The sequence below is a fragment of the Flavobacterium odoriferum genome, assembly GCF_025499515.1.
GTDB classification, from domain to species: domain Bacteria; phylum Bacteroidota; class Bacteroidia; order Flavobacteriales; family Flavobacteriaceae; genus Flavobacterium; species Flavobacterium odoriferum.
In genome coordinates, this window is sequence record NZ_JAMKFA010000001.1 from 436,358 (window position 1) to 458,016 (window position 21,659).

Here is a 21,659-nt window from a genome sequence, read left to right on the forward strand (position 1 = left end):
TTATGCGTTTTTGTGGATTAATCGAGTTAATTTTATAGATAAATCGGTTAGGATGATTTTGCTATTTCCGTTGCGTTCAATATGGTAAATAGCATCTTCTAATTCTTTGTAAATATCTGTAATATTTGCACCATTTACAAACGGAGCAAATTTTTCTAATTCAAATTTAGGCACTTTTGTTTCTAAAAACACCAAATCATTTGCTTTGTAATTCAGTAATAAAGCTTGTCTGAAAAAGTGAATACAATAATGTAAAAATTGTTTTTGCGTTTCTCTTCCAGTGGATGCAATGTTTTCGCTCCAAGCAATTAAATCGTTAATTGCAGCAGCATTTCCTTTGGCACGAAAAGCACTTCTCACCCATTCTACAAACCATTCGTCAAAAGGATATTCATCATCCTCTTTTCGTAAAATATGTAAGGCTTTGTTATAATTTCCTTCGCTTTGATGCGCAATTTTTTTAGCAATAGTTGGCTCACAATTTTCACGTGAAACCAAAGCTTCTGCAATTACACTTTCGCTCAAACCAATAAAATCAATCACTTGACAACGCGATAAAATCGTTTGCAACATATCGCTCGTGCTTTCGGTAATTAAGATAAAAACGGTTTTGGCGGGCGGTTCTTCTAATAACTTCAATAATTTATTTGCTGAAGGGCCATTCATTTTATCGGCCATCCAAATGATCATTACTTTGTAACCACCTTCGTAAGCTTTTAACGATAATTTTTTGTTGATTTCAGTTGCTTCATCTACTCCAATTAACCCTTGTTTATTTTGAATTCCAAGATTTTTCAACCAATCAAACAAACTTCCGTAAGGCGATTCGGTTAAAAAATGGCGCCATTCTATCATGAAATTATCACTAACGGCATGACTTTTAACAGTATCAGTTCCTGCAACAGGAAAAACAAAATGCAAATCAGGATGTGAAAAATGTTCGAATTTTAGGTTACAAACTGAATTATCGCCTACATTTTCTCCACCAACATTGCCACACAAAATATATTGTGCATACGCAATCGCCATAGGAAGTGTACCACAACCTTCGGGACCCACAAACAACTGAGCGTGCGGAATTCTTCCGGCTTCGGCACTCTTAGTTAAGTGATTTTTAATATGTTCTTGTCCTAAAATATCTTTGAAAAGCATGGAACAAACCTAATCAAAAATTACCAAAATTGGTAGAAAAGAAATCAAAAAATTGGTTTTGCAAGATTTAAAAAAAACACAAAATATGATATTTATTATAAAGATTTAAAATACAATAATTTATATTTGCAATCATTCGAATTAAAAAAGCAATAAATGAAAACACTCAACGACTTCAATTTCAATAATAAAAAAGCAATTATCCGAGTAGACTTCAACGTACCTTTAGATGAAAATTTTAAGGTTACCGATGCTACAAGAATCGAGGCAGCAAAGCCTACAATTGACAAAATATTGAAAGATGGCGGAAGTGTAATTTTAATGAGTCACTTAGGAAGACCAAAAGGTGTAGAAGCAAAATATTCGTTACAACACATCGTTGCAAAAACAGAAGAAATTTTGGGTCAAAAAGTGCATTTTGCTTCTGATTGTATTGGAGAAATTGCTGAAAATGCATCAAAAAATCTACAACCGGGCGAAATTTTATTATTAGAAAACTTACGTTTTTATGCCGAAGAAGAAAAAGGAGATGTTGAATTTTCAAAAAAATTAGCTTCGTTAGGTGATATTTATGTGAACGATGCTTTTGGAACAGCACACAGAGCACACGCTTCCACAACCATTATTGCTCAATTTTTCCAAGATGCAAAATGCTTCGGATATTTGTTAGCCAAAGAAATTGAAAGTATCGAAAAAGTATTGAAAAACTCTGAAAAACCAGTAGTTGCGATATTAGGAGGAAGTAAAGTTTCTTCGAAAATTACGGTTATTGAAAATATATTAGATAAAGTAAACCACATGATTATTGGTGGTGGAATGACGTTTACGTTTATAAAAGCTTTGGGTGGAAAAATCGGGAATTCAATTTGTGAAGACGACAAATTAGAATTGGCTATCGAAATTTTAAAACAAGCAAAAGAAAAAGGCGTTCAAATTCACTTACCTGTGGATGTTGTGGCTGCAGATTCGTTTTCAAACGATGCAAATACTCAAATTGTTGACGTAAACCATATTCCTGACGGTTGGCAAGGTTTAGACGCTGGACCAAAATCCTTAGCCATTTTTAGACAAATAATTTTAGATTCAAAAACCATTTTATGGAACGGTCCTTTGGGTGTTTTTGAAATAGAAAACTTCGCAAAAGGAACAATTTCTTTAGGCGAATATATTGCAGAATCAACTGCAAATGGAGCTTTTTCACTTGTAGGTGGTGGCGATAGCGTTGCTGCTGTAAAGCAATTTGGATTAGAACCAAAGATGAGTTACGTTTCTACCGGTGGTGGAGCGATGTTAGAAATGTTAGAAGGCAGAACCTTACCTGGAATTGCAGCTATTTTAGAATAATTACACAATAAAAACCTGATAATTAAGTTATTAGTTTTTAATGCGCCCCAAAAAACAAAAACAGAATGAAAAAATTAATTTTTATATCACTTTTAGTCTCGTCAGTTGGCTTTGCTCAAGAAAGTTTAGAGCAAAACACATTGACGTTACCAAAGTTATCGTATTTAGATTCACTAAAAAACACGTTTGTCAATCACTCAACTAGTAATTGTATTGACGAAAGATGGATGGCGGAACTAACAAATACTGAATTGTCTGAAAATATGTTTTCTGATATTTCAAGTCTTAATATTGATTCTGAAGTTAGTTATGATTTATCATCAGAAGTATTAAAAAAACGATTGGCAAAAATGGATGCAAAGTCGCCTTTTAATATTGAATATAATCCAGCTTTAGAAAACACAATTAAGTCTTTTTTAAAGAATAGAACCAAAGCTTTTGAGCGATTAATGGCGGTTTCCGAATATTATTTTCCAATGTTTGAAGAGCATTTAGCTAAATATAACATTCCTTTGGAATTAAAATATTTAGCTATAGTTGAATCGGCTTTAAACCCTAAAGCAAAATCAAGAGTTGGCGCTTCTGGACTTTGGCAATTTATGTACCCAACTGGAAAACAATATAACTTAGAAGTAAATTCTTATGTTGATGAACGCCATGATCCATTAAAAGCAACAGAAGCTGCTTGCCAATATTTGTCACATTTATATGAAATTTTTGGCGATTGGAGTTTGGTTTTAGCTTCTTACAATGCTGGACCTGGAAACGTTTCAAAAGCGATTCGTCGTTCTGGTGGAAGCCAAAATTATTGGAATATTCGCAAATTTCTTCCACGTGAAACAGCAAACTATGTTCCAGCTTTTTTAGCCACAATGTACATTTACGAATTCAAAAAAGAACACGGAATTCTTCCAAAAAAAGCGACTTTAACGTATTTTGAAACCGATACCATTATGGTGAAAAAACAAATGTCGTTCAAACATATTTCGGAATTATTGGATATTCCAGTGGAACAAATTGAATTTTTAAATCCGATTTATAAATTAAAAGTAATTCCGTTTGAAGAAGATAAAGCGCATTATTTGCGTTTACCAAAAAACAAAATGGGACTTTTTGTTTCAAATGAAGAAAAAGTATATGCTTATTTGAATTACTTGGAAACATTTAAAGAAAAAACAAAATCAGAATATATTGCATCGACTTCAAAAGATTCCATTGGTACAGGTGCAGATTCGACTTCAACGGCTGTAAGTAAACCTAAATTTGAACGAAAAACACAATTTCACACTATAAAAAGCGGTGAAAGCCTTGGAAAAATTGCGGATAAATACAATGTTTCAATTAGCAATCTAAAATCTTGGAATAAAATTAAAGGAAATACGATTCAAGCTGGAAAAAAATTAAAAATTTATTCTGATAAAAAAATAACTGAAAATTCAGAGCAAAAAACCAGTAAAAATGGTACTTATACGGTTAAAAATGGTGATTCATTATTTTCGATTTCAAAACAATTTCCCGGAGTTTCTATTGAAGATTTAAAAAAATGGAACGATATTAGCGGTGATAATATTCAACCCGGAATGAAATTAAAAATTAACGGATAAACCCCTTTTTTCAATGAAACAATTAGCAATTCTATTTTTTATCACTTTTTCACTTTTTTCTTGTAAAGAAAACAAAGAAGAAGCGCAAGCCGTTTTATCAGAATCAAACGGAAAAATTAATAATGTTTCCATTATAATTGACGATAATTTATGGAATGGTGAAATTGGCGATAGCATCAGAAAAAAATTCGCAGCACCAGTTGATGGATTGCCTCAAGAAGAACCATTGTTTACTTTAAACCAGTATCCAACCAAGGTTTTTGAAGGGTTTGTTAGAAAAAGCCGTAACATCATTATCGTAAAAAAAGATACTAAAACAGGTTTTTCATCGAACAATAATGTATATGCAAAGCCTCAAAAAGTATTTCTAGTTTCTGGAAAAACAACAGAAGATGTTTTAAAGGTTTTAGAAGAAAAATCAGCCGAAATTATTAAAACTGTTAAATCAGCCGAAATCATAGAGAATCAACTTCGAATGAAAAAATCATTAGTTTCAGACGACAAGGTTCAAAAAATGTTTGGTGTAAGTTTAGAAATCGGATTCGGATTCAAATATGATATGGTGAAAGACAATTTTATTTGGTTAAGAAAAGAGTTTTCATCAGGTTATAATAGTATTTTGATTTATCAAGTTCCAATTGAAAAAGTTGAAAAAGACACTAACATTATTGCTAATATTACTGCAATGCGTGATGAAATTGGAAAAGCAAATATTCACGGAACACTTCCTAACACTTGGATGATTACCGAAGCAGCTTATGCGCCTTATTTGTTTGATGTAACCGTTGCAGGTAAAAAAACTTATTTAACAAAAGGAACTTGGGAATTAAAAAACGATTTCATGGCCGGACCTTTTGTAAATTATGCAATTAAAGATACTAAAAACAACCGCTATTTAATTTTAGAAGGATTTACTTATAATCCGTCTAAATCAAAACGAGATTTAGTTTTTGAATTGGAAGCGATAATTCAGTCGGTTAAATTTTTAAAATAATATAAAGTTCCCTTGATTGGGAACTTCTTTTTTATAATGGAAATAACATTCGAAATAAAGCGATTTAACGAACTTTCTACCACCGAACTATATTCTTTACTGCAACTTCGCTCAGAAGTGTTTGTGGTGGAGCAAAATTGCGTTTATCAAGACATTGATGGCAAAGACGAGAAGGCAATTCACGTTTTAGGGTATTACAACGGCGATTTGGCTGCATACTCTCGTTTGTTTAACAAAGGCTATTATTTTGATGAAACTTCGATAGGAAGAGTTGTGGTGAGCCCAAAATACCGCGATAAAAAAATTGGACACGATTTAATGCGAGTTTCTATTGAAGCGATTAAAGAAAATTTCAATGAAACTGCAATTACGATTTCGGCTCAAGAATATCTAAAAAAATTCTACGAATCACATGGATTTATCCAAACTAGTGAAATGTATTTAGAAGACGATATTCCTCATATTCAGATGAAGCGTTCTTAGTTTACAGTCTCAGCAGAACCGCCTGTAACACAGATTAAAGGTATTTACAGCCAAATGCGAACTAAGAAAGTCCAAGTTCACAAATCTAGTTTTACTGCGACTGAAAACTGCGACTGAAAACTTTTTTAGAGCTTATAACTAACCGTTAACATTACAATTCTTGGTAATGTGTAAGTAGTGGAACTCGAAATCATAAAATCAGAGAAAGAGTTGTTGATTTTAGTACCATTGTTCAAGTAATTCTGTGCCGAAAGTTCAAATCGAAATGGATTGTTTTTCTTTTGATAACTCAAATACGCATTGGCAATTCTAAAATCGGTTGCGATGTTGTTGCTGTTTTCGTTAAAGGTTATTTCGTAATCGGTTTTAAAATTAAAATGTTTCCAAAAATCGATATCAAAATCAAAACCCAATCTATCTGATGTTAGCGATGAATTGGTTAATCCTGAAAACTGACTAAACATTTTATTATAACTTATACTTGCACTTGGCCATTTTTTATTAGCAGTTCGTAGCTTAATTCCTATGCTTTGATTGTTTCTGTCGTTTGTAATAGTTTGGTTGTTTACGGTTTGAACATAGTTGAACCAAGATAAATTAGCATTTAAACCCAATCTAAATTTATGGATTTTTTTATCAATATTTCCATACACACGATAAGTTGTTTCTGGATTATCGGTAATGGTTGGCGTTGTAAATTGATTGATGCCATCTAAACCAATTTCATTACGAATCGTTCTTACCTTTTTGGTAAAACTTGCATTAACAAATAGCATTAAACCGCGATACATACTGGTTTTTGTGTAATTCAAAGTTGCGTTGTGAAAACGTTCGTTTCGTAATAACGCATTTCCTCTAAAAACCGAATTGTAGCTTTGTAAAGTATAACGTTCTAACAATCGATTCGCTTCGGGAAATTCATTCACCAAACGATAATTGAATTTTAAGTTTTCCGATTGATTGAATTCGTATTCGCTTAACCAACTAGGTTGTAAAAATGTGTTGTTTAAGGTGTAATCTGCTGCAATTTGTTCGGTTTTCAAATGATAGTAATGGGCATAAATTGCAGGTTTGTTCACCCATTTTCCAATTTTGAACTTATATTCTAAACCCAAATATAAATCATTTAATAAATAATCCATGTCGTTCCCAAAACCTTCTGTAGCAAAATCATTAATAGTACCATCGGTTAGGTATTGTTTTTCGGTAATTTGAAGTTGTGTAGTTCCTAAATTATTTCCAATATTGGTATACAAATGATTGTAATTGTTGATAATCCAATAATGTTTAAAAAGCACATCAACACTACTGTTTTTTACTTTTTTTACTTGCTGAATGTTGTAAAACGAATCATTTTCTAACGGAATTAAACCTGTTAAGAATTCGGTATCGGTTAACCAAGTATTGATGGGTTTTTGGTCGTCATAACTTTGGTTAATCACAAAAGTTGTAGTATGTTTAGAATTAATTTGCTTATGCCATTCTAAAAATTGTTTGATTTGAACATTATCAGCAGAATTTAACGTTTCAAACGAAGATTGTTGTCCATCGAGTCTTGAATTTAAAATCGAAGTCATATCATTAGCACTCGATTGAAATTGTCCGTTGTAAAACCATTTCTCCTTTGTGTTGGGTGTGTAATTTAGTTTTACGTTTCCAATGCCTAAAATCGATTTATTTTCAGCTTTATTGATGCGTTCTTCTGAAGTGGCTGTTGTGTTTTGAAGATATTCGATATTGCTTTCGGTTAAAGTGCTGGTAAAAAGTTTGGAAAAAACAGCAAAACCTTCCACATCTAATTTAGAATTGATTTCTTGGCGAAAGTTCAAAGCGCTAAATTGCGATTTATTTTCTATTACATCGGTGTTATCGCTTGCAAACGAATACAAATCAGTCAATTGTTTTCTTCCCGAAATAAAAGTACTGGCACCACCTTGAAAGCGCATCATGTCTTGAAAAGAAAAAGTACGTCTACCAATGTTGTTGAGGTCGCCAATGAAACTCACATTCGTTTTTGGCGCGTAATAAAACAAAGCAGCGTGACCCAAATAAAATCCGTTGTCGTTTGCAACTTCAACGCCTGCATCGACATCGCCAAAAATGAATTTCTTTTTGTCTTCTTTCAGTTTGATGTTCATCGCCAAGTCTTCAGAATCAGAAACTTGTTTAAGAAAACCTACTTCGTTAAAGTTGTCAATTACTTCTACTTTATCAACTGCATCTGCAGGAATATTTTCAACACCTAATTTGGTGCCACCACCAAAAAACGATTTATTTTCTACTAAAAACTTGGTTACTTTTTTGCCTTGAACCGTTACGCCACCGTTTTTATCTACTTCAACACCTGGTAGTTTTTCTAATTGTTCTTTGAGTTTTCGTTCGTTGCCGTTGGTAAAAGCTTTTACATCATAAATCAAAGTGTCTTTTTTAACCACAACGGGTTTATAATCATAAGTGATTATTATTTCTTTGAGTTCTTGTCCTGTTTCTTTGAGTTTAAAATGGTGTTCTTTTTGCGTAAAATTAGCTGGAAGATTTAAAATTTCTTCTGTAAAACCAAGATAAGAAACCCTTACTTCATAAGAAACTTCTTTTTCTAATTCTAATTTATAACGCCCCAAATGATCTGCAATAGCAAATTTTAACCCTTGCTTTTCAACCAAAGGTTTAGCAATTACATTAGCATTTTGTAAAGGGTTTCCAAGAGAATCTTTCACTGTGCCAGTTAGGGTTTGGGAAAATGTGAATAAAGGAAAAAGTAGGAATAGAATTAGGTGTTTTGGCATTTAGAATTGAAAGTTTTCTTTTATTTTTTTTGAATATTCTTCTTGTGAAATTATATTTTTACTTGGCAGCTCTATGGTTGTGTTCTCTGGAGACAAAATAATTTTTTTTGCAACGTATTTGTAGCCTTTAAATTCTAATTCTAAAATTAATCCAGGTAATCCATTATACATTATAGGTCCATATGAATAAGGAATATCAGCACAAAACCAAGCTGTAATTGTTATTTCAGCATCTTCATTTTTTCTTGTTTTAAATTTTTCTATTTTAGTGGCTTTGTAACAGATAAAATTGTCAATTTTTTTTGTTTGATTTGATATTGTCCATTCTTGAGTACTCTTATTTTTAACAATAAAATCTTCTTTTAAAGTATAAGTAGCAGTATCTTTAACTACATAATAGGTTGGTGAATATTTCATTAATATTCTATTTAATTTTTCACCCATTTCGAGTTCGCTTTGATTCAAATCATTAGGAATATAAAAATAACTTTTTTCTTTATTAAAGATTAGAGTTGTGTTAAAATTTCCTTTATTCATTTTCTGAATCATGTTTTTAACCTCAGCATCTGTTGTTGCATCTTCTGAGGTTTTTTTATTAGAAACATCCATTTGAAGAGGAATTGCTTCATAAATAACGGTGCCAGATTGCCCATTAATTAAATTGCTAAATAGTAGAAAACAAAAAAATACTTTTTTCATAATAGATTGTTTAAAAACCAGCTAATTATTTTAAAATAGTTAGCTGGTTGGTTTGATTAATTGTTCCCTTCACAGGTTGCCATCAAGTTATCATTAACAGAAATAGCAGTATCTTGATCCATTGGTCCAATTTGCGACTCAATAAAGTCCATTAATGCAGAAACTATTAAAAAACAATCTTTTTTCTTTACTACTTCAATTTTCTTTGGTTTAGTAATTTCAATTGTTTTCACTTCCTGTTTTACTTCATTTGCCATTCCAGCAAAAGAAAATGCTACAAGTGCAACTGCACTAAATAATGTTTTTTTCATGATTTGTGTTTTGTAAAATTAATAATTTATTTTTTGTTATAACCATGTGAAATTCTAACAAAGTGTTTAATAATCAAAACAACAGGCTTAACATTTAAGAAAATGTATGGTTTTACCATACGTGTTGGTATGGTTAAACATAACTTTTTCTTAAAAATAGTTTTCCAAGTGAACCTTTCACCGTGCCAGTTAAGGTTTGGGAATGTGAGATTATTGGTAGGAATAGGAAGAAAAATACTATAAATAGTTTAATATGGTTTATTTTTTTGGAAGTTGTTTTTTTGCTTGTTCAATTTCTGCTGCGTTTTCTTGTTGTGCTTTTTTCATTTCAAATACTGAATCATATTTTAGATTACTATATTCTTCATAAGAAATGGTTTTTTGCGCAGAAGGTTTTTCAATATTTCGATCTGTTTTATTAATTGAAGTTACATAAAAAATTTTATTGCCATCAAAGGAACCTTCTAACACTAAGCCAGGTAAACCATCTAATCCCCTTGGACCAAAAGAGGTGGGAATTTCATAAGTAAACCATGCATAAGATTGAAATATATCTTGGGTTTTTCCATTGTGTTTACGCTCTGTTTTTGCTGTAGCTTTATAACATTTAAATCCTGATATTTCTTTGGTATCATTCGGGTTTATCTCCCATTTATAATTTTTAAAATCAGTTTCAACATTAAATATTAGCCCTTTTTCATCAACGTTAAAAAATTTTTGCTTTTCTAAATTGTTTTTATAAAATTTTATATAACCATCATAGATGCCTTTGGTAATTTTAATATCAATATTATTACTATTGCCGTCTAATTTATCTACAAGGTGAAATATACTTTCGTTTTTATCATAAATCAATTCAAAAGTTAAAAAAGAAGGGTCAAATTTAATAGGTTTGTCCGTTTTTTTAGATTCAGACACTTTGTACATAACGATTGTTTTGTCATTAATTGTGTTTTGTTTAGTTGTTTTACAACCAATAAATAATATTAAGAAAATATAACTAATAAATATTTTTTTCATTTAGTGAGATTTTAATAAGAGCCTTTAAAAAATAAAGACTCTTTTTGCTTAATTAAGAACATTGTGTATAATAAGTTTCATAAACAAAGTTATATGTCCATGAATCCCAATCATTACCAGTTTCATTACAATGAGCCTCACTCGCAACCATAGTTTGAATTGCTGCAATTGTAGCACAAGATAATTTAAGGGTTATTGTTTCTATTTTCTCTTCTTCAATCTCATTTGCCATTCCAGCGAATGAAAATGCAACAAGTGCAACTGCACTAAAAATCATTTTTTTCATAATGTTGTTTTGTAAAATTAATAATTTATTTTTTGTTATAACTTTTCGAAATTCTAACAAAGTGTTTAACAATCAAAACAACAGGCTTATCATTTAACAAAATGTATTATAAAACATACGTGTTGGTATGTTTAAATATAACTTTTTGTTAAAAAATATAGTTTTAAATAAAACATCAGAAAGTTGAAGGCTTAGAAATTATTTTATTGTATTCTTCTTCTGTTAGAACTTTTCCTTTTTTAGGTTCTGCGATAATGTCATTTTCTTTTTTCAAATCAATTTTAAATGCACCATAAATAAGATTACGCTCTTGTAATTCCAATATTAATCCAGGTAATGCCGTATAACCTTTTGGTCCAAAACGGAATGGTATATTTGGACAATACCAAGCAGTTATAGGGTGTTTAAATGTGCCTTTTGAATTAATAACAATTTGCTCAGATGTTGCTTTATAGCATAAATGTTCGCCAATGTATTTGGTCTCATTTTCTAATTTCCACTCTGTTTTTTCATTATAATTCACTATAAATTGGCCAAAATGATTGTCAACTTGTTTGATTTTTTTTTCAGAATCAGCTAATGTATAATAGGAGTTTGTGGCAACAGAAAAAGCTTTTGCAAATTCTGTGTTTTCATCTTTAACAAAATCATTCATTTTAAAAAATGAGGCTTCTTTATTAAATGAAAGAAAAAATGAAATTTGTTTTGCTCCTTCTTGTGCTTTTTCTAAATAAGGTTTAAGAATTGCATCGTTTGATAGTTTTTCATCATATCCAATCACTAACTTATATTCTATTTTGCCGGACTGTATTTGTGCATAAGAATTTATAGTTAAAAACAATAATATAATTATTTTTTTCATAAGAACATTTTAAACCGTTTAGTTTGTTCCTGTGCATTTTTGATAGTTGTGAAACGCAATTGCTCCTGCTGCTTCAAAGGTAAGACCTAAGTTTTCTAACCTTTCAAAATCTTCCAAATATGCTATAGCACAATTTGTTTTAACCTTAATTTTTTCAACTTTTTTGTTTTCGGTTTTCGTTTCAACTTTTTTCTCTTTTACTTCATTTGCCATTCCAGCAAAAGAAAATGCTACAAGTGCTACTGCACTAAAAATCATTTTTTTCATAATGTTCTTTTGTAAAATTAATAAAATATTTTTTGTTATAACCTTTCGAAAATCTAACAAAGTGTTTAATAATCAAAACAACAGGCTTAACATTTAACAAAATGTATGGTAAAACCATACGTGTTAGTTTGGTTAAACATAACCTCTGCGCTTGGCTTCTCTTAAAATGCTCGTATTGCTATCTTTTATTTCTAAAGCTTCTTTAATTTTTACAATCCGTTTTTGAATAGCAACTTCAGATAAAGATAATTCTTTTGCAATTTCTTTTATTTTGTATCCCAAGGCTAATAACTCTACAATTTTTCTGTTTTGTTCTTGAGCAAAGGTTTGATGTTTCCATATTTTATTAATTTTTTCAGTAACGTAGATGCTTTTAAATTTTTTGCCTTGCACTACTTCTTGAATAACTTTTATATAATCCTCAACACTTAAATCGCTTTTTAAGGTTAAGGCATCAGGTTTTACTTTTTGATCAATTTCAAACAATGTAAAATCTTCTAATATGCCTGTGTTAATTATGGTTTTACAAGACGGCATAACCTTTTTAAGGTATGTGCATAAATCACCACCATTATTGATTTCTTCTTCAGTATAGGAAGGCATGATATAATCAATAATAGCAAGATCAAATGTTTTATTAATTGCTACACGATGTTTTATAGTTTGAATAGCATTTTCACAATTTAGACTTTTTGTGATTTCAAGATTTTTGACATCTTCAAAGGCATAAGAAACAATACTTTTTAGTGATTCTATGTATCCAGTATGGTCGTCAACAATTAAAATATTCATGATTTTGGCTTTACAAATACAATGTAAAGTAATTAAAAATATAATAACGTTGATTTGACGTTTTAAATTTTAACAAAAAGTATGGTTTTTTTATACTTTTTGTTAAATCATAAACATTATTTCTTCTTAACAGGAGGTTCATTTTTGGTAATCAAAAGCTCCACTCTTCTGTCTAAAGCGCTTCCTTGTTTTAACGATTGTGTGTTGCCATAACCCTTAAAAGTCATTCGGGTTTTACTAATTTGTTTCATTAATAAATAGTTGTAAACACGTTTGGCTCTGTTGGTTGAAAGTTCACGTTTTTTGGTATCTCTATCAACGGCTTCTTTTTGAAAAGTGGGTGTACAACAAACATGTCCTTGAATTTCAAATTGAATGTTTCTATTCTTTTGTAATTGAATGGCAATTTTATCCAATTCTTTTTTAGCTTGATAAGTTAATTTACTACTACCACGTTCAAAAAGTACTTTATCAAGGTAAATTCTATCGCCAACAATAACATCTTTTCTAACCGAACTATAAACGCCTGGAATTTTTAAATCTTCAATTACAATGGGTTTAAAATTTACCACTACATCAACTCGTCGGTTTTTAGAGCGCGCTTCTGGAATATTGGTTTGCATATCCTCATCGAGCATAATTCTGCCTTTGCCTTCAAGCGTAATGATAATTTTGCTTTTGATACCTCGTTCAACCAATTTGTTTTTAACGGTATTTGCTCTATTGGTCGATAAAATATAATTATATTCGTCTTTGCCTCTATCATCGCAATAGCCAAAAATTTGAACTGAAGCAATGCGAGAAGTATCTATTTTGCTCACAAACGCAACAACTGCATCAGCTTGTTCGTTTTTTAAATTTGATTTATCAAATTCAAAAAATATCGAGTGTACTTCTTCCTCTTCTTGGGCAAATGAAAGACAAGAAAAAGCTACAAATAGTATAGTAAGAAAGCGATTCATGTTATTTTTTTAAAACAGATTTATATTGTGATGTATTGTTTAAAAGCGCAATAGCTTTTTCGATTTCGGTATTGTTTTTTGTATAGAAAGTATATAATCCTTCGCGATATTGATAGCGAATGATCAATTCTTCCTGCAATAATTTCTTAATTTGATCTTTGTTTTTGTCCAAAGCCAAATCTTGGTTTCTTTCTAATGCTAATTCCAATTGTTTGTATTCAGCAGCAATTTCAGTGTCAATTTTCTCCTTTTTTGCGCTTTCTAAAACGTTTTTCAACGCTTTGTTGGTTTCGGTATCCAAACTGATTTTTTCTTGTTTTAAATAGGTTTTAAAATTTGCAAAATCTGTATCAGAAACAGAAGGAATTCCGGTTTGTGTTGGATTTTTGTAATACAATTGCGTTGCAAAATTAAAAACAGCGTCTTTTTTTACCACAGCATCAGTAATATTAGCTGTTTTAGACTCTTCAATTTCTACATCTGGCAACACGCCTCCACCATCATAAACGGTTCTTCCGGCTTTAGTTTTAAATGAATTGAATTCGGTTTGATTTTTCTTAATCGCTTTTCCGTTTTCGTCTTTTTTAGAATAATCTAAGGCTTGAATACATCTTCCAGAAGGAGTATAATATCTTGAAATAGTAACTTTAACTTGAGTTCCATACGATAAATCCAAAGGTCTTTGTACCAATCCTTTTCCAAAACTTCTACTACCAAGAACAACTCCTCTATCTAAATCCTGAATTGCACCTGCCACAATTTCAGAAGCCGAAGCACTTTTTCCATCTACAATAACAGCTAATGGAATTTCTAAATCGATAGGTTCATTTTTAGTTTTATACACATGATTGTGTTTCGGATTTTTAGATTTTGTGGTTACAATAAGTTCGTCTTTAGCTACAAATAAGTTGCAAATATTTACGGCTTCGTGCAATAAACCACCTGGATTTCCTCTTAAATCTAATATGATTTTTGTAGCACCTTGATTTTTTAAGTCAAGTAAGGCTGCTTTTGTTTCTGAACTTGCTTTTTCGGTAAATTTTGACAAAACTATATAACCTACATTATCTTTTAAAAGTGCATAAAAAGGCACTGCTTTGATTTCAACTTCATCTAAAATAATTGTGGCTGTTTGTGATTTTCCTTGTCGGATGTATTGCACAACAACAGCTGTGTTTTTTGCTCCTTTTAGCAATTGCGAAGCGTCTTCGGTGTATTCTTTTAAGTTTACATCGCCAATTTGCGTAATTTCATCACCAGCTTTTAAACCTGCTTTATCCGCAGGAAATCCCTTGTAAATTTCTTTTAAATATACTTTTCCGTCTTTCCGTTGCACCATAGCACCAATTCCGGTGTATTCGCCCGTATTGTTAATTTTGAATTTTAAAACATCTTGTTCGTTAAAAAAAACAGTATAAGGATCCAATTCTTTCAACATGCCTTTTATGGCAACATCCATCATTTCACCTGGATTGGTTTCATCGACATAGTTTTGATTCACAGTTTTGAAAACACCAGTAAAAATTTCGATTTGTTTGGCAATTTCAAAAAAATCGTTTTTAAAACTCACTCCGATAAAAAGAAAAGTTAAGGCTACAACAGGGATAATTATTTTTCTTTTGAAATAAAGCTTCATGGATTGACGTGTTGATTGATACTATTTTACGAAAGTAAATAATATTGAGCAAAAATTAAACCATTGTGGTGATTTACTTTTTAATTTCGTTGAATTTTTGAAAAAGTTGGATGGTTTTCTCCTCGATTTCTTGATACGAAAGTCGTTCTTTGGTCTGATAGAAAAACATAAAAGCATATGGTTTTTCTAAATTATCAATCAAAAGATGCTTGTTTAAACGATATGTTTCGCGCAAAACGCGTTTGAAATAATTTCGGTCTACCGCTTTTTTGAAATATTTTTTTGATACCGAAACTCCCATTTTCATTAGTTCGGCATTGGGTTCTTTGTTTTCAACATATACCAAACGCAGCGGGAATTTCGAAACCGAATTTCCTTCTGAAAAAAGCAAATCGATAGTGGTTTTGCTTTTTAATTTTTCTTTTTTGGGATATGTGAATTGCATAGCGCAAAGGTATAAAAAAAGCCTCTTCAAATAATGAAGAAGCTTTTTCTATCGCAAAATTCATTTTTTACACTTCAGAAAGCGACGCATTGCTTATAACTAAATTTTCCTGAATGTGTGGAGGAACTAATTGATAATTACTAAATTCTAATTTGAATTTTGCTTTTCCTTGTGTTAACGAACGAAGGGAAGAACCATAATCTTTTAGATCTGCTAAAGGTACTTCTGCTATTATTTTTTGATAATGTCCGTCGGTGTCCATGCCTTGAATGATGGCTCTTCGGGTTTGTAAATCGCCCATAACATCACCAGTGTGATTATCTTCGCACAATACTTCTAAATGATAATAGGGTTCTAAAAGTTGTGGTTTTGCTTCGTTAAAAGCCATTCGAAATGCATGTGAAGCCGCTAATTGAAACGAAATATCATTGCTGTCAACGGCGTGCATTTTTCCATCGTAAATGCAAACTCGTATGTTTTGACAATTGGAACCAGTTAACGGGCCTTCTGTCATTTCATGCATGATGCCTTTTTTGATGGCAGTTGCATAACGATTATCAATGGCACCACCCACAATACACCAATAGAACGCAAATTTTCCGCCCCAAGGCAATTCTTCGATTTCTTTATTACGAATGTTTACACCTTGTGGTTCAGGCATATTGTCAAAATAAGGTTCAATGGTAATATGTACTTCTCCAAATTGCCCCGAACCACCACTCTGTTTTTTATGACGGTATTCAGCTTTTGCAGCTTTTGTTATGGTTTCGCGATACGGAACTTTTGGTTCTTCAAACAGTATTTCGATGTTGTTTTCGTTTTCAATGCGGTGTTTGATTAAATCCAAATGCAATTGCCCTTGTCCTTGAATAATAGTTTGTTTTAATTCGGCAGATTGTTCCACTTTTAAGGTTAAATCTTCTTCCTGAATTTGGTGCAACGCTTTAATCATTTTTTCCATATCAGCAAGATTAGCGGTCGAAACGGCTTTTCTGATACGGCTGTCTGGAAATTGCATTTTTCTGATTTTTCGGTCTACACCTTTCGCGTTAAGCGTATTATTTGAATGGCCAAATTTTAAACGAACCGTTGCTCCTAAATCGCCAGCAACTAATTTTTCTACTGCAGTTCGTTGTTTTCCTTCGGTTACAAAAATTTGAGTTAGGCGTTCGATTTCACCATTATCTGCATTAACTAATTCATCACCAGCGTTTAATTCGCCCGAAAGCACTTTGAAATAGGAAACCATTCCCACTTGAGGTTCAGAAAGTGTTTTGTAAATAAAAATGGTGGTTTTATCAGAAGCATCGCATTTTAATTCAGCATCATTTTCTAATTTTTTAGCAGGTCTGTCGGCTGGAGAAGGTGCAATATCATCGATAAATCCCATGATTCTTCCGCTTCCCATATCTTTCAATCCTGAAGCACAAAAAACAGGATAAATTTGTTGATGTGCCAAGGCAATGGTTAATCCTTTTGCCAATTCTTCTTCGTCTAAATTGCCTTTTTCAAAGTATTTTTCCATTAAACCTTCTTCATTTTCAGCGGCAGCTTCTACTAAAGCGTTATGAAGTGCATTTGCTTTTTCTAATTCAGATGTTGGAATAGGCATTTTTTCTGGTTTTCCGCCATTTTCTGGGAAAACATACATCGTCATGCGAAGGACATCGATAATGCTATTGAATTTTTCTCCCGAATTGTACGGATATTGTATCGGAATTACTTTGTTTCCAAAACGATTTTTGGCTTGTTCTAAAGTGTTGTCATAATCCGCTTTTGGATGATCCATTTGATTGATGACAAATAGGGCAGGAGTTTGATAATTTTGTACATATTCCCAAACGATTTCGGTGCCAACTTCTACACCAGAAGCTGCGTTTAAAAGAATTAAAGCCGTGTCTGAAACTTTTAAAGACGAAACCACTTCGCCTATAAAATCATCAAAACCAGGTGTGTCAATAATGTTTATTTTGTTGTTGTGCCATTTGGCGTGCATTAAATGGCTGTAAATGGTGTTTTCGCGTTCACGTTCTAAGTCGGTGAAATCAGAAATGGTGTTGTGTGCTTCTACCGAACCACGACGCGGAATGATACCGCTTTCAAACAACATGGTCTCGATGAATGTGGTTTTCCCTGAACCTGAATGCCCAAGAAATACCACGTTTCTAATGTCTTTGGTTGCAATGCTCATAACTATTGTTTTTTAAAATTGCGTACTAATTTTTTGAATTGCGTTTTAAGCACCTTAAAATTACGACATTCTAAAAACGTGAATTATGATATTTATCAGGTGGATTATTAGCCCAGAATTTATAAACTACTTAAAAATTATGAGTTAAGAATAAATATATGAACATGGTTTTGTTGAAAACAGAATTTTATGGTTTAATTTATTTTGAAAAAATAAATTATATTTGACAAATAATGTCAAGTAAAAAAAATCAAATGGAAACTGTTGGGCAAATCATACGAACTAGAAGAGAAAACCTCGGGCTTTTACTCCGTCAAGTATCAGCATATGTTGATATTGACCAAGCGATTTTGAGTAAGATAGAACGTAATGAACGTAAACCATCTAAAGATTTAATTTTAAAAATAGCAGAAATTTTACAGCTTGATAAAGAAGAATTATTAGTTCAATTTATGAGTGATAAAATTGCTTACGAAATTGCCGATGAAGATTGTGCAAGTAGGGTTTTAAAAGTTGCTGAAGAAAAAATTGAATACATCAAATCTCATCCAATAAAAATCTAATTTATGAAAAGTTTAATATTAGAAGATGCTCTATTAAGCACATTATCATTACTCAATAATGAAATAGAAAGTGTTATGATTGACGATTTAAAAGAAGAATATTTGGATGTGATTAAAAAAGTTGAAAACGCATTAAAAGAATTGAATGGCGATAGTTAGACATAATTGGACAAGAGACGAGTTTTTACTTGTAATGAATTTATATACTAAACTTCGTTATGGACAATTCAATTACAAAAATCCTGAAGTAATAAAATTAGCAGAATTAATAGGCAAATCCCCTGGAGCTGTTGCTTTTAAATTAGTCCATCTTTCAAGACAAGATCCAAAACATAAAGATAGAGTTAAAGGTTTAGCTAATCCTGGGAAAAACGCTATCGAAATGTACAATGATTTTACCAATAATTGGGATGAAATGCTATATAAAAGTGAACTTCTCTTATCAAAGTATCAAAATAAGAGAATTGAAGAGCTGACATTGAATCAAAGCGAAATTAAGGAAATTGAAGATGATATTATGCTAGGTAAAGAAGGAAAAGATATAGAAAGAATAATTAAATCAAGAGTTAATCAATCACTTTTCAGAAAAATAGTGATTAATAATTACTCTAATTCTTGTACAATTTGTGCACTCGACATAAAAAGTTTATTAGTTGCTAGCCATATTCTAAAATGGTCTGAAAATTTTTCAAATCGTCTTAATCCAGAGAATGGTCTTTGTTTATGTAATATTCACGACAAAGCTTTTGAGTTAGGCTATATTGGTATTAATTCTGATTATACAATTTTAATTTCTAAAGAAGCTAAAAATATAAATGAAAAACAAACTTATAAATCTATATTTGGAAGACATGAGAACACCTCTATTATTTTACCAGACAAGTTTTATCCTAACATTCAATTTTTAGAAAACCATTTAAACACAACTTTTAAAGGATAAAATAGACAAAAGTTTATTCTTAAAAAAATTAGTAGAATTCCAGCTTGGTTAGTAACTAGAGAAGGAATTGTTACGCCAAATATTCGTGATTTATTTTCGTCAGGAGGAAAAGGCAATTTATTAGTTGGAAAAAAAACATATATAAACATACCTAGAATATTTTTAAATTTATTTGATAATTTAGATTTTGCTCTCGAAACTCTGGTTCAAACTTCAGCAATTGAACTTTCAGAGTATTGGGGGATAAAAACAACGGAAACAAAAAAAATATCAGATTGGATTGAATTGGTTTCAGAACAATCAACAAAAATATCAGATTCAAAACACTTGAACATAAAACAAATATTAAACGAAATTATTGCAAACAAGTAATTCTTGATTCTTGAATTTATTAAACTTTAAAACACAAAAAAAGCGACCCTAAAGTCGCTTTTCGTTATTTTTTGACAAAAACATTGTCTTCTTTATTTACATCGGCTAATAAACCGCTTGGGTCAATAGTGATGGATTTTATGTTGGATTGTGCTTTTGGAATTTCAAAAAAGTAGGTTGGATAAGCCCAATCCCAGCCTTTTAAAACAGTAGCTTTAATCCCAGTGTAAGGATTTGGTTTTTCCCAACGCATCAAGGTATTTGGAATGTAGAAAAATTCTTTAGTTCCGTCAGTATATTCAACTAAAATATCTAATGGCATTGGCATTCTGCCTTTACGTTCTAATGAAACACCTGTTCTTTGCACACCATCGGTTGCGCTTTCAACGTTTTTAATGGCATAATCAATGGTGTTGGTGGTTAGTGTCCAATCTAACAAATACCAATCTAAATTAGCGCCAGAAACCTTTTCAGCCACACGTTTGATGTCGTTTGGTGTGGGATGCGTAAATTTATATTCGTTGTAGTAACGTTTGATCGTTTTGTTGAGGTTTTCTTGCCCAATTAGGTAACCCAATTGCGCCAAAAACACTTCACCTTTACTGTAAGCCGAAATTCCATACGCCATATTCAAATCATAACGATCAGCGTGCGTAGAAAGAGGTTGTTCTTTGCCTGATTTTGCCAAATAAATGTAATTGTTGTATGCATCTTCAAACGGATTTTCTGGTTTTTTAGGAGGCAAAATTTTGTTCATCGCTAAATTAGAAATATACGATGTAAATCCTTCGTCCATCCATTCATGTTTGGTTTCGTTGGTTGCTAATACAAATTGAAACCATGAATGCGCCATTTCATGTGCGGTAACGCCAACTAAACTTCCAAAAGCTCTGTTTCCGGTGATTAAGGTACACATACCATATTCCATTCCGCCATCGCCACCTTGAATTACAGAATATTGTTTGTAGGGATATTGCCCTACGTTTTCATTAAAAAACGCTAATAATTCCGCAGTTTTAGGTTGCATTTTTTTCCAATTTTCTAAATTTTCTTTCTTGTTTTTGTACAAGAAATGCAATTCTACATTGTTCGGACCTAAAATCATGTCGTGAATGAATTCGTTATCGGCTCCCCAAGCAAAATCATGTACGTTTGGCGCATAAAAATGCCAAGTTAGGTTTTTGGTTTTCTTTGGATATACGACTTGTACGCCAGCATCTTGATAACCATGACCGATTTCGTTTTTGTTTTGTAAATAACCCGTTCCGCCAATAGTGTAGGCTTTGTCAATAGTGATTTTTACATCAAAATTTCCCCAAACACCATGAAATTCTCTTCCAATATATGGATTAGCGTGCCATCCTTCAAAATCATATTCACATAATTTTGGATACCATTGTGTCATGGATAAAGCAACTCCTTCTTCAGAAATTCTTCCCGAACGACGAATTTGCAGCGGTACTTGCCCTTCAAAATCTAATGTAAGTGTGGTTTTTTGTTTTGGAAAAATAGCTTTTGCTAATGTAACTTCTAAAATAGTACCTACTACTTTTGTGGTTGCTGTAACACCATCTTGTTTGAAATTAGCGATGTTTAAATACCCAATTTCATTTGGCTTTAATGTGCTGATTTTACTTTCTTTTACATCTTTACCTTCTTTTTTAAAGGTGCGCACCATGCGTTTATCGGGATCTGAAATTGCTTGTAAACGCGCATCCATTTCGCTTCCGGGTTGAAACGCATTATTGTACAAATGATAATACACTTTGTGTAACGTATCATTAGAATTATTGGTGTAAATAATTTCTTGTTTTCCGGTATATTGGAATTTTTTCACATCCATTTTCACATCCATTTTATAGTCAACGTGTTGTTGCCAATAACCTGGATTTGGATTGTTTTGTGCGAAACCAAAGCAAGAAATAAAAATAAAAAGTAAGTTTTTCATAA

General features: G+C 31.7%; 21 protein-coding genes. 7 read left to right on the forward strand and 14 right to left on the reverse strand.

All coding sequences use genetic code 11. The features are described 5' to 3' along the window. Positions 1–1,152, reverse strand: a complete 1,152-nt coding sequence (locus M9Q43_RS02055; protein ID WP_262317314.1) for a DNA polymerase III subunit — start codon at positions 1,150–1,152, stop codon at positions 1–3. Positions 1,153–1,308: 156 nt separating this feature from the next. On the opposite strand from M9Q43_RS02055, the gene M9Q43_RS02060 reads away from it, so the two are divergent. The 4 genes from M9Q43_RS02060 (at position 1,309) to M9Q43_RS02075 (ending at position 5,577) form a co-directional block, all read left to right on the forward strand. Then, positions 1,309–2,496, forward strand: coding sequence for a phosphoglycerate kinase (locus M9Q43_RS02060; RefSeq protein WP_262317315.1), 1,188 nt, complete (start codon positions 1,309–1,311; stop codon positions 2,494–2,496). Between the two features lie 65 nt (positions 2,497–2,561). After that, on the forward strand, positions 2,562–4,100 hold the full coding sequence (locus tag M9Q43_RS02065) for a lytic transglycosylase domain-containing protein (RefSeq protein ID WP_262317316.1): 1,539 nt from the start codon (positions 2,562–2,564) through the stop codon (positions 4,098–4,100). A gap of 13 nt (positions 4,101–4,113) precedes the next feature. Continuing rightward, positions 4,114–5,094, forward strand: a complete 981-nt coding sequence (locus M9Q43_RS02070) for a DUF4837 family protein (protein WP_262317317.1) — start codon at positions 4,114–4,116, stop codon at positions 5,092–5,094. A 36-nt stretch (positions 5,095–5,130) separates the two neighbouring features. Next, positions 5,131–5,577 (forward strand): GNAT family N-acetyltransferase, encoded by a 447-nt coding sequence (locus tag M9Q43_RS02075; protein ID WP_262317318.1) that lies wholly within the window; start codon positions 5,131–5,133, stop codon positions 5,575–5,577. Positions 5,578–5,702: 125 nt separating this feature from the next. Here the strand turns inward: M9Q43_RS02075 and M9Q43_RS02080 are convergent, their stop codons facing one another. The 12 genes from M9Q43_RS02080 to M9Q43_RS02135 all read right to left on the reverse strand — a co-directional run bounded on the left by M9Q43_RS02080 (position 5,703) and on the right by M9Q43_RS02135 (position 17,834). Beyond that, positions 5,703–8,363 carry a TonB-dependent receptor gene (locus M9Q43_RS02080; protein WP_332841706.1) on the reverse strand — a complete coding sequence of 887 codons (2,661 nt, stop codon included), beginning with the start codon at positions 8,361–8,363 and terminating at the stop codon, positions 5,703–5,705. Beyond that, positions 8,364–9,062, reverse strand: coding sequence for a GLPGLI family protein (locus M9Q43_RS02085; protein ID WP_262317320.1), 699 nt, complete (start codon positions 9,060–9,062; stop codon positions 8,364–8,366). It abuts the gene before it with no gap. Between the two features lie 56 nt (positions 9,063–9,118). Continuing rightward, positions 9,119–9,373: a hypothetical protein gene (locus tag M9Q43_RS02090; protein WP_262317321.1), complete on the reverse strand. Its 255-nt coding sequence runs from the start codon at positions 9,371–9,373 to the stop codon at positions 9,119–9,121. A gap of 258 nt (positions 9,374–9,631) precedes the next feature. Continuing rightward, the gene (locus tag M9Q43_RS02095; RefSeq protein ID WP_262317322.1) at positions 9,632–10,393 is read right to left on the reverse strand and encodes a GLPGLI family protein; all 762 of its coding nucleotides are present in this window, start codon (positions 10,391–10,393) and stop codon (positions 9,632–9,634) included. Positions 10,394–10,445: 52 nt separating this feature from the next. After that, positions 10,446–10,670 carry a hypothetical protein gene (locus M9Q43_RS02100; RefSeq protein ID WP_262317323.1) on the reverse strand — a complete coding sequence of 75 codons (225 nt, stop codon included), beginning with the start codon at positions 10,668–10,670 and terminating at the stop codon, positions 10,446–10,448. A gap of 184 nt (positions 10,671–10,854) precedes the next feature. After that, positions 10,855–11,541 (reverse strand): GLPGLI family protein, encoded by a 687-nt coding sequence (locus tag M9Q43_RS02105; protein ID WP_262317324.1) that lies wholly within the window; start codon positions 11,539–11,541, stop codon positions 10,855–10,857. A gap of 18 nt (positions 11,542–11,559) precedes the next feature. Continuing rightward, on the reverse strand, positions 11,560–11,808 hold the full coding sequence (locus tag M9Q43_RS02110; protein ID WP_262317325.1) for a hypothetical protein: 249 nt from the start codon (positions 11,806–11,808) through the stop codon (positions 11,560–11,562). 132 nt (positions 11,809–11,940) lie between these two features. Continuing rightward, entirely contained in the window at positions 11,941–12,600 is a 660-nt protein-coding gene (locus tag M9Q43_RS02115) for a helix-turn-helix domain-containing protein (RefSeq protein WP_262317326.1), read from the reverse strand. A gap of 116 nt (positions 12,601–12,716) precedes the next feature. Then, positions 12,717–13,562 (reverse strand): OmpA family protein, encoded by an 846-nt coding sequence (locus M9Q43_RS02120; RefSeq protein WP_262317327.1) that lies wholly within the window; start codon positions 13,560–13,562, stop codon positions 12,717–12,719. Between the two features lies 1 nt (position 13,563). Then, the gene (locus tag M9Q43_RS02125; RefSeq protein WP_262317328.1) at positions 13,564–15,198 is read right to left on the reverse strand and encodes a S41 family peptidase; all 1,635 of its coding nucleotides are present in this window, start codon (positions 15,196–15,198) and stop codon (positions 13,564–13,566) included. 73 nt (positions 15,199–15,271) lie between these two features. Then, positions 15,272–15,643 carry a ribonuclease P protein component gene (rnpA, locus tag M9Q43_RS02130; protein ID WP_262317329.1) on the reverse strand — a complete coding sequence of 124 codons (372 nt, stop codon included), beginning with the start codon at positions 15,641–15,643 and terminating at the stop codon, positions 15,272–15,274. Positions 15,644–15,710: 67 nt separating this feature from the next. Continuing rightward, positions 15,711–17,834 (reverse strand): elongation factor G, encoded by a 2,124-nt coding sequence (locus M9Q43_RS02135; protein WP_262317330.1) that lies wholly within the window; start codon positions 17,832–17,834, stop codon positions 15,711–15,713. A 233-nt stretch (positions 17,835–18,067) separates the two neighbouring features. Between M9Q43_RS02135 and M9Q43_RS02140 the strand changes: the two genes are divergently transcribed. From M9Q43_RS02140 to M9Q43_RS02150, 3 genes are read left to right on the forward strand one after another with little or no spacing between them, the layout of a single operon-like run. After that, positions 18,068–18,397, forward strand: coding sequence for a helix-turn-helix domain-containing protein (locus M9Q43_RS02140; RefSeq protein WP_262317331.1), 330 nt, complete (start codon positions 18,068–18,070; stop codon positions 18,395–18,397). Between the two features lie 3 nt (positions 18,398–18,400). Further along, complete coding sequence (locus M9Q43_RS02145) at positions 18,401–18,556, forward strand: hypothetical protein (protein WP_262317332.1); 156 nt, start codon at positions 18,401–18,403, stop codon at positions 18,554–18,556. Continuing rightward, a complete protein-coding gene (locus tag M9Q43_RS02150) occupies positions 18,543–19,337 on the forward strand; it encodes an HNH endonuclease (RefSeq protein WP_262317333.1) in 795 nt (264 codons plus the stop codon). Before M9Q43_RS02145 ends, M9Q43_RS02150 begins: the two co-directional genes overlap by 14 nt. 436 nt (positions 19,338–19,773) lie before the next feature. Here M9Q43_RS02150 and M9Q43_RS02155 read toward each other — a convergent pair whose 3' ends face one another. Continuing rightward, positions 19,774–21,657 (reverse strand): M1 family metallopeptidase, encoded by a 1,884-nt coding sequence (locus M9Q43_RS02155; protein WP_262317334.1) that lies wholly within the window; start codon positions 21,655–21,657, stop codon positions 19,774–19,776. Positions 21,658–21,659 lie beyond the last annotated feature (2 nt).

What these genes read in the sequence shown, in the direction of transcription:
- M9Q43_RS02120 (WP_262317327.1), bottom strand. Translation starts at nt 13,562, where the DNA reads ATGAATCGCTTTCTTACTATACTATTTGTAGCTTTTTCTTGTCTTTCA.
- M9Q43_RS02055 (WP_262317314.1), bottom strand. Translation starts at nt 1,152, where the DNA reads ATGCTTTTCAAAGATATTTTAGGACAAGAACATATTAAAAATCACTTA.
- M9Q43_RS02145 (WP_262317332.1), top strand. Translation starts at nt 18,401, where the DNA reads ATGAAAAGTTTAATATTAGAAGATGCTCTATTAAGCACATTATCATTA.
- M9Q43_RS02070 (WP_262317317.1), top strand. Translation starts at nt 4,114, where the DNA reads ATGAAACAATTAGCAATTCTATTTTTTATCACTTTTTCACTTTTTTCT.
- M9Q43_RS02150 (WP_262317333.1), top strand. Translation starts at nt 18,543, where the DNA reads ATGGCGATAGTTAGACATAATTGGACAAGAGACGAGTTTTTACTTGTA.
- M9Q43_RS02095 (WP_262317322.1), bottom strand. Translation starts at nt 10,393, where the DNA reads ATGAAAAAAATATTTATTAGTTATATTTTCTTAATATTATTTATTGGT.
- rnpA (WP_262317329.1), bottom strand. Translation starts at nt 15,643, where the DNA reads ATGCAATTCACATATCCCAAAAAAGAAAAATTAAAAAGCAAAACCACT.
- M9Q43_RS02105 (WP_262317324.1), bottom strand. Translation starts at nt 11,541, where the DNA reads ATGAAAAAAATAATTATATTATTGTTTTTAACTATAAATTCTTATGCA.
- M9Q43_RS02065 (WP_262317316.1), top strand. Translation starts at nt 2,562, where the DNA reads ATGAAAAAATTAATTTTTATATCACTTTTAGTCTCGTCAGTTGGCTTT.
- M9Q43_RS02075 (WP_262317318.1), top strand. Translation starts at nt 5,131, where the DNA reads ATGGAAATAACATTCGAAATAAAGCGATTTAACGAACTTTCTACCACC.
- M9Q43_RS02140 (WP_262317331.1), top strand. Translation starts at nt 18,068, where the DNA reads ATGTCAAGTAAAAAAAATCAAATGGAAACTGTTGGGCAAATCATACGA.
- M9Q43_RS02115 (WP_262317326.1), bottom strand. Translation starts at nt 12,600, where the DNA reads ATGAATATTTTAATTGTTGACGACCATACTGGATACATAGAATCACTA.
- M9Q43_RS02080 (WP_332841706.1), bottom strand. Translation starts at nt 8,363, where the DNA reads ATGCCAAAACACCTAATTCTATTCCTACTTTTTCCTTTATTCACATTT.
- M9Q43_RS02135 (WP_262317330.1), bottom strand. Translation starts at nt 17,834, where the DNA reads ATGAGCATTGCAACCAAAGACATTAGAAACGTGGTATTTCTTGGGCAT.
- M9Q43_RS02155 (WP_262317334.1), bottom strand. Translation starts at nt 21,657, where the DNA reads ATGAAAAACTTACTTTTTATTTTTATTTCTTGCTTTGGTTTCGCACAA.
- M9Q43_RS02090 (WP_262317321.1), bottom strand. Translation starts at nt 9,373, where the DNA reads ATGAAAAAAACATTATTTAGTGCAGTTGCACTTGTAGCATTTTCTTTT.
- M9Q43_RS02100 (WP_262317323.1), bottom strand. Translation starts at nt 10,670, where the DNA reads ATGATTTTTAGTGCAGTTGCACTTGTTGCATTTTCATTCGCTGGAATG.
- M9Q43_RS02060 (WP_262317315.1), top strand. Translation starts at nt 1,309, where the DNA reads ATGAAAACACTCAACGACTTCAATTTCAATAATAAAAAAGCAATTATC.
- M9Q43_RS02125 (WP_262317328.1), bottom strand. Translation starts at nt 15,198, where the DNA reads ATGAAGCTTTATTTCAAAAGAAAAATAATTATCCCTGTTGTAGCCTTA.
- M9Q43_RS02085 (WP_262317320.1), bottom strand. Translation starts at nt 9,062, where the DNA reads ATGAAAAAAGTATTTTTTTGTTTTCTACTATTTAGCAATTTAATTAAT.
- M9Q43_RS02110 (WP_262317325.1), bottom strand. Translation starts at nt 11,808, where the DNA reads ATGAAAAAAATGATTTTTAGTGCAGTAGCACTTGTAGCATTTTCTTTT.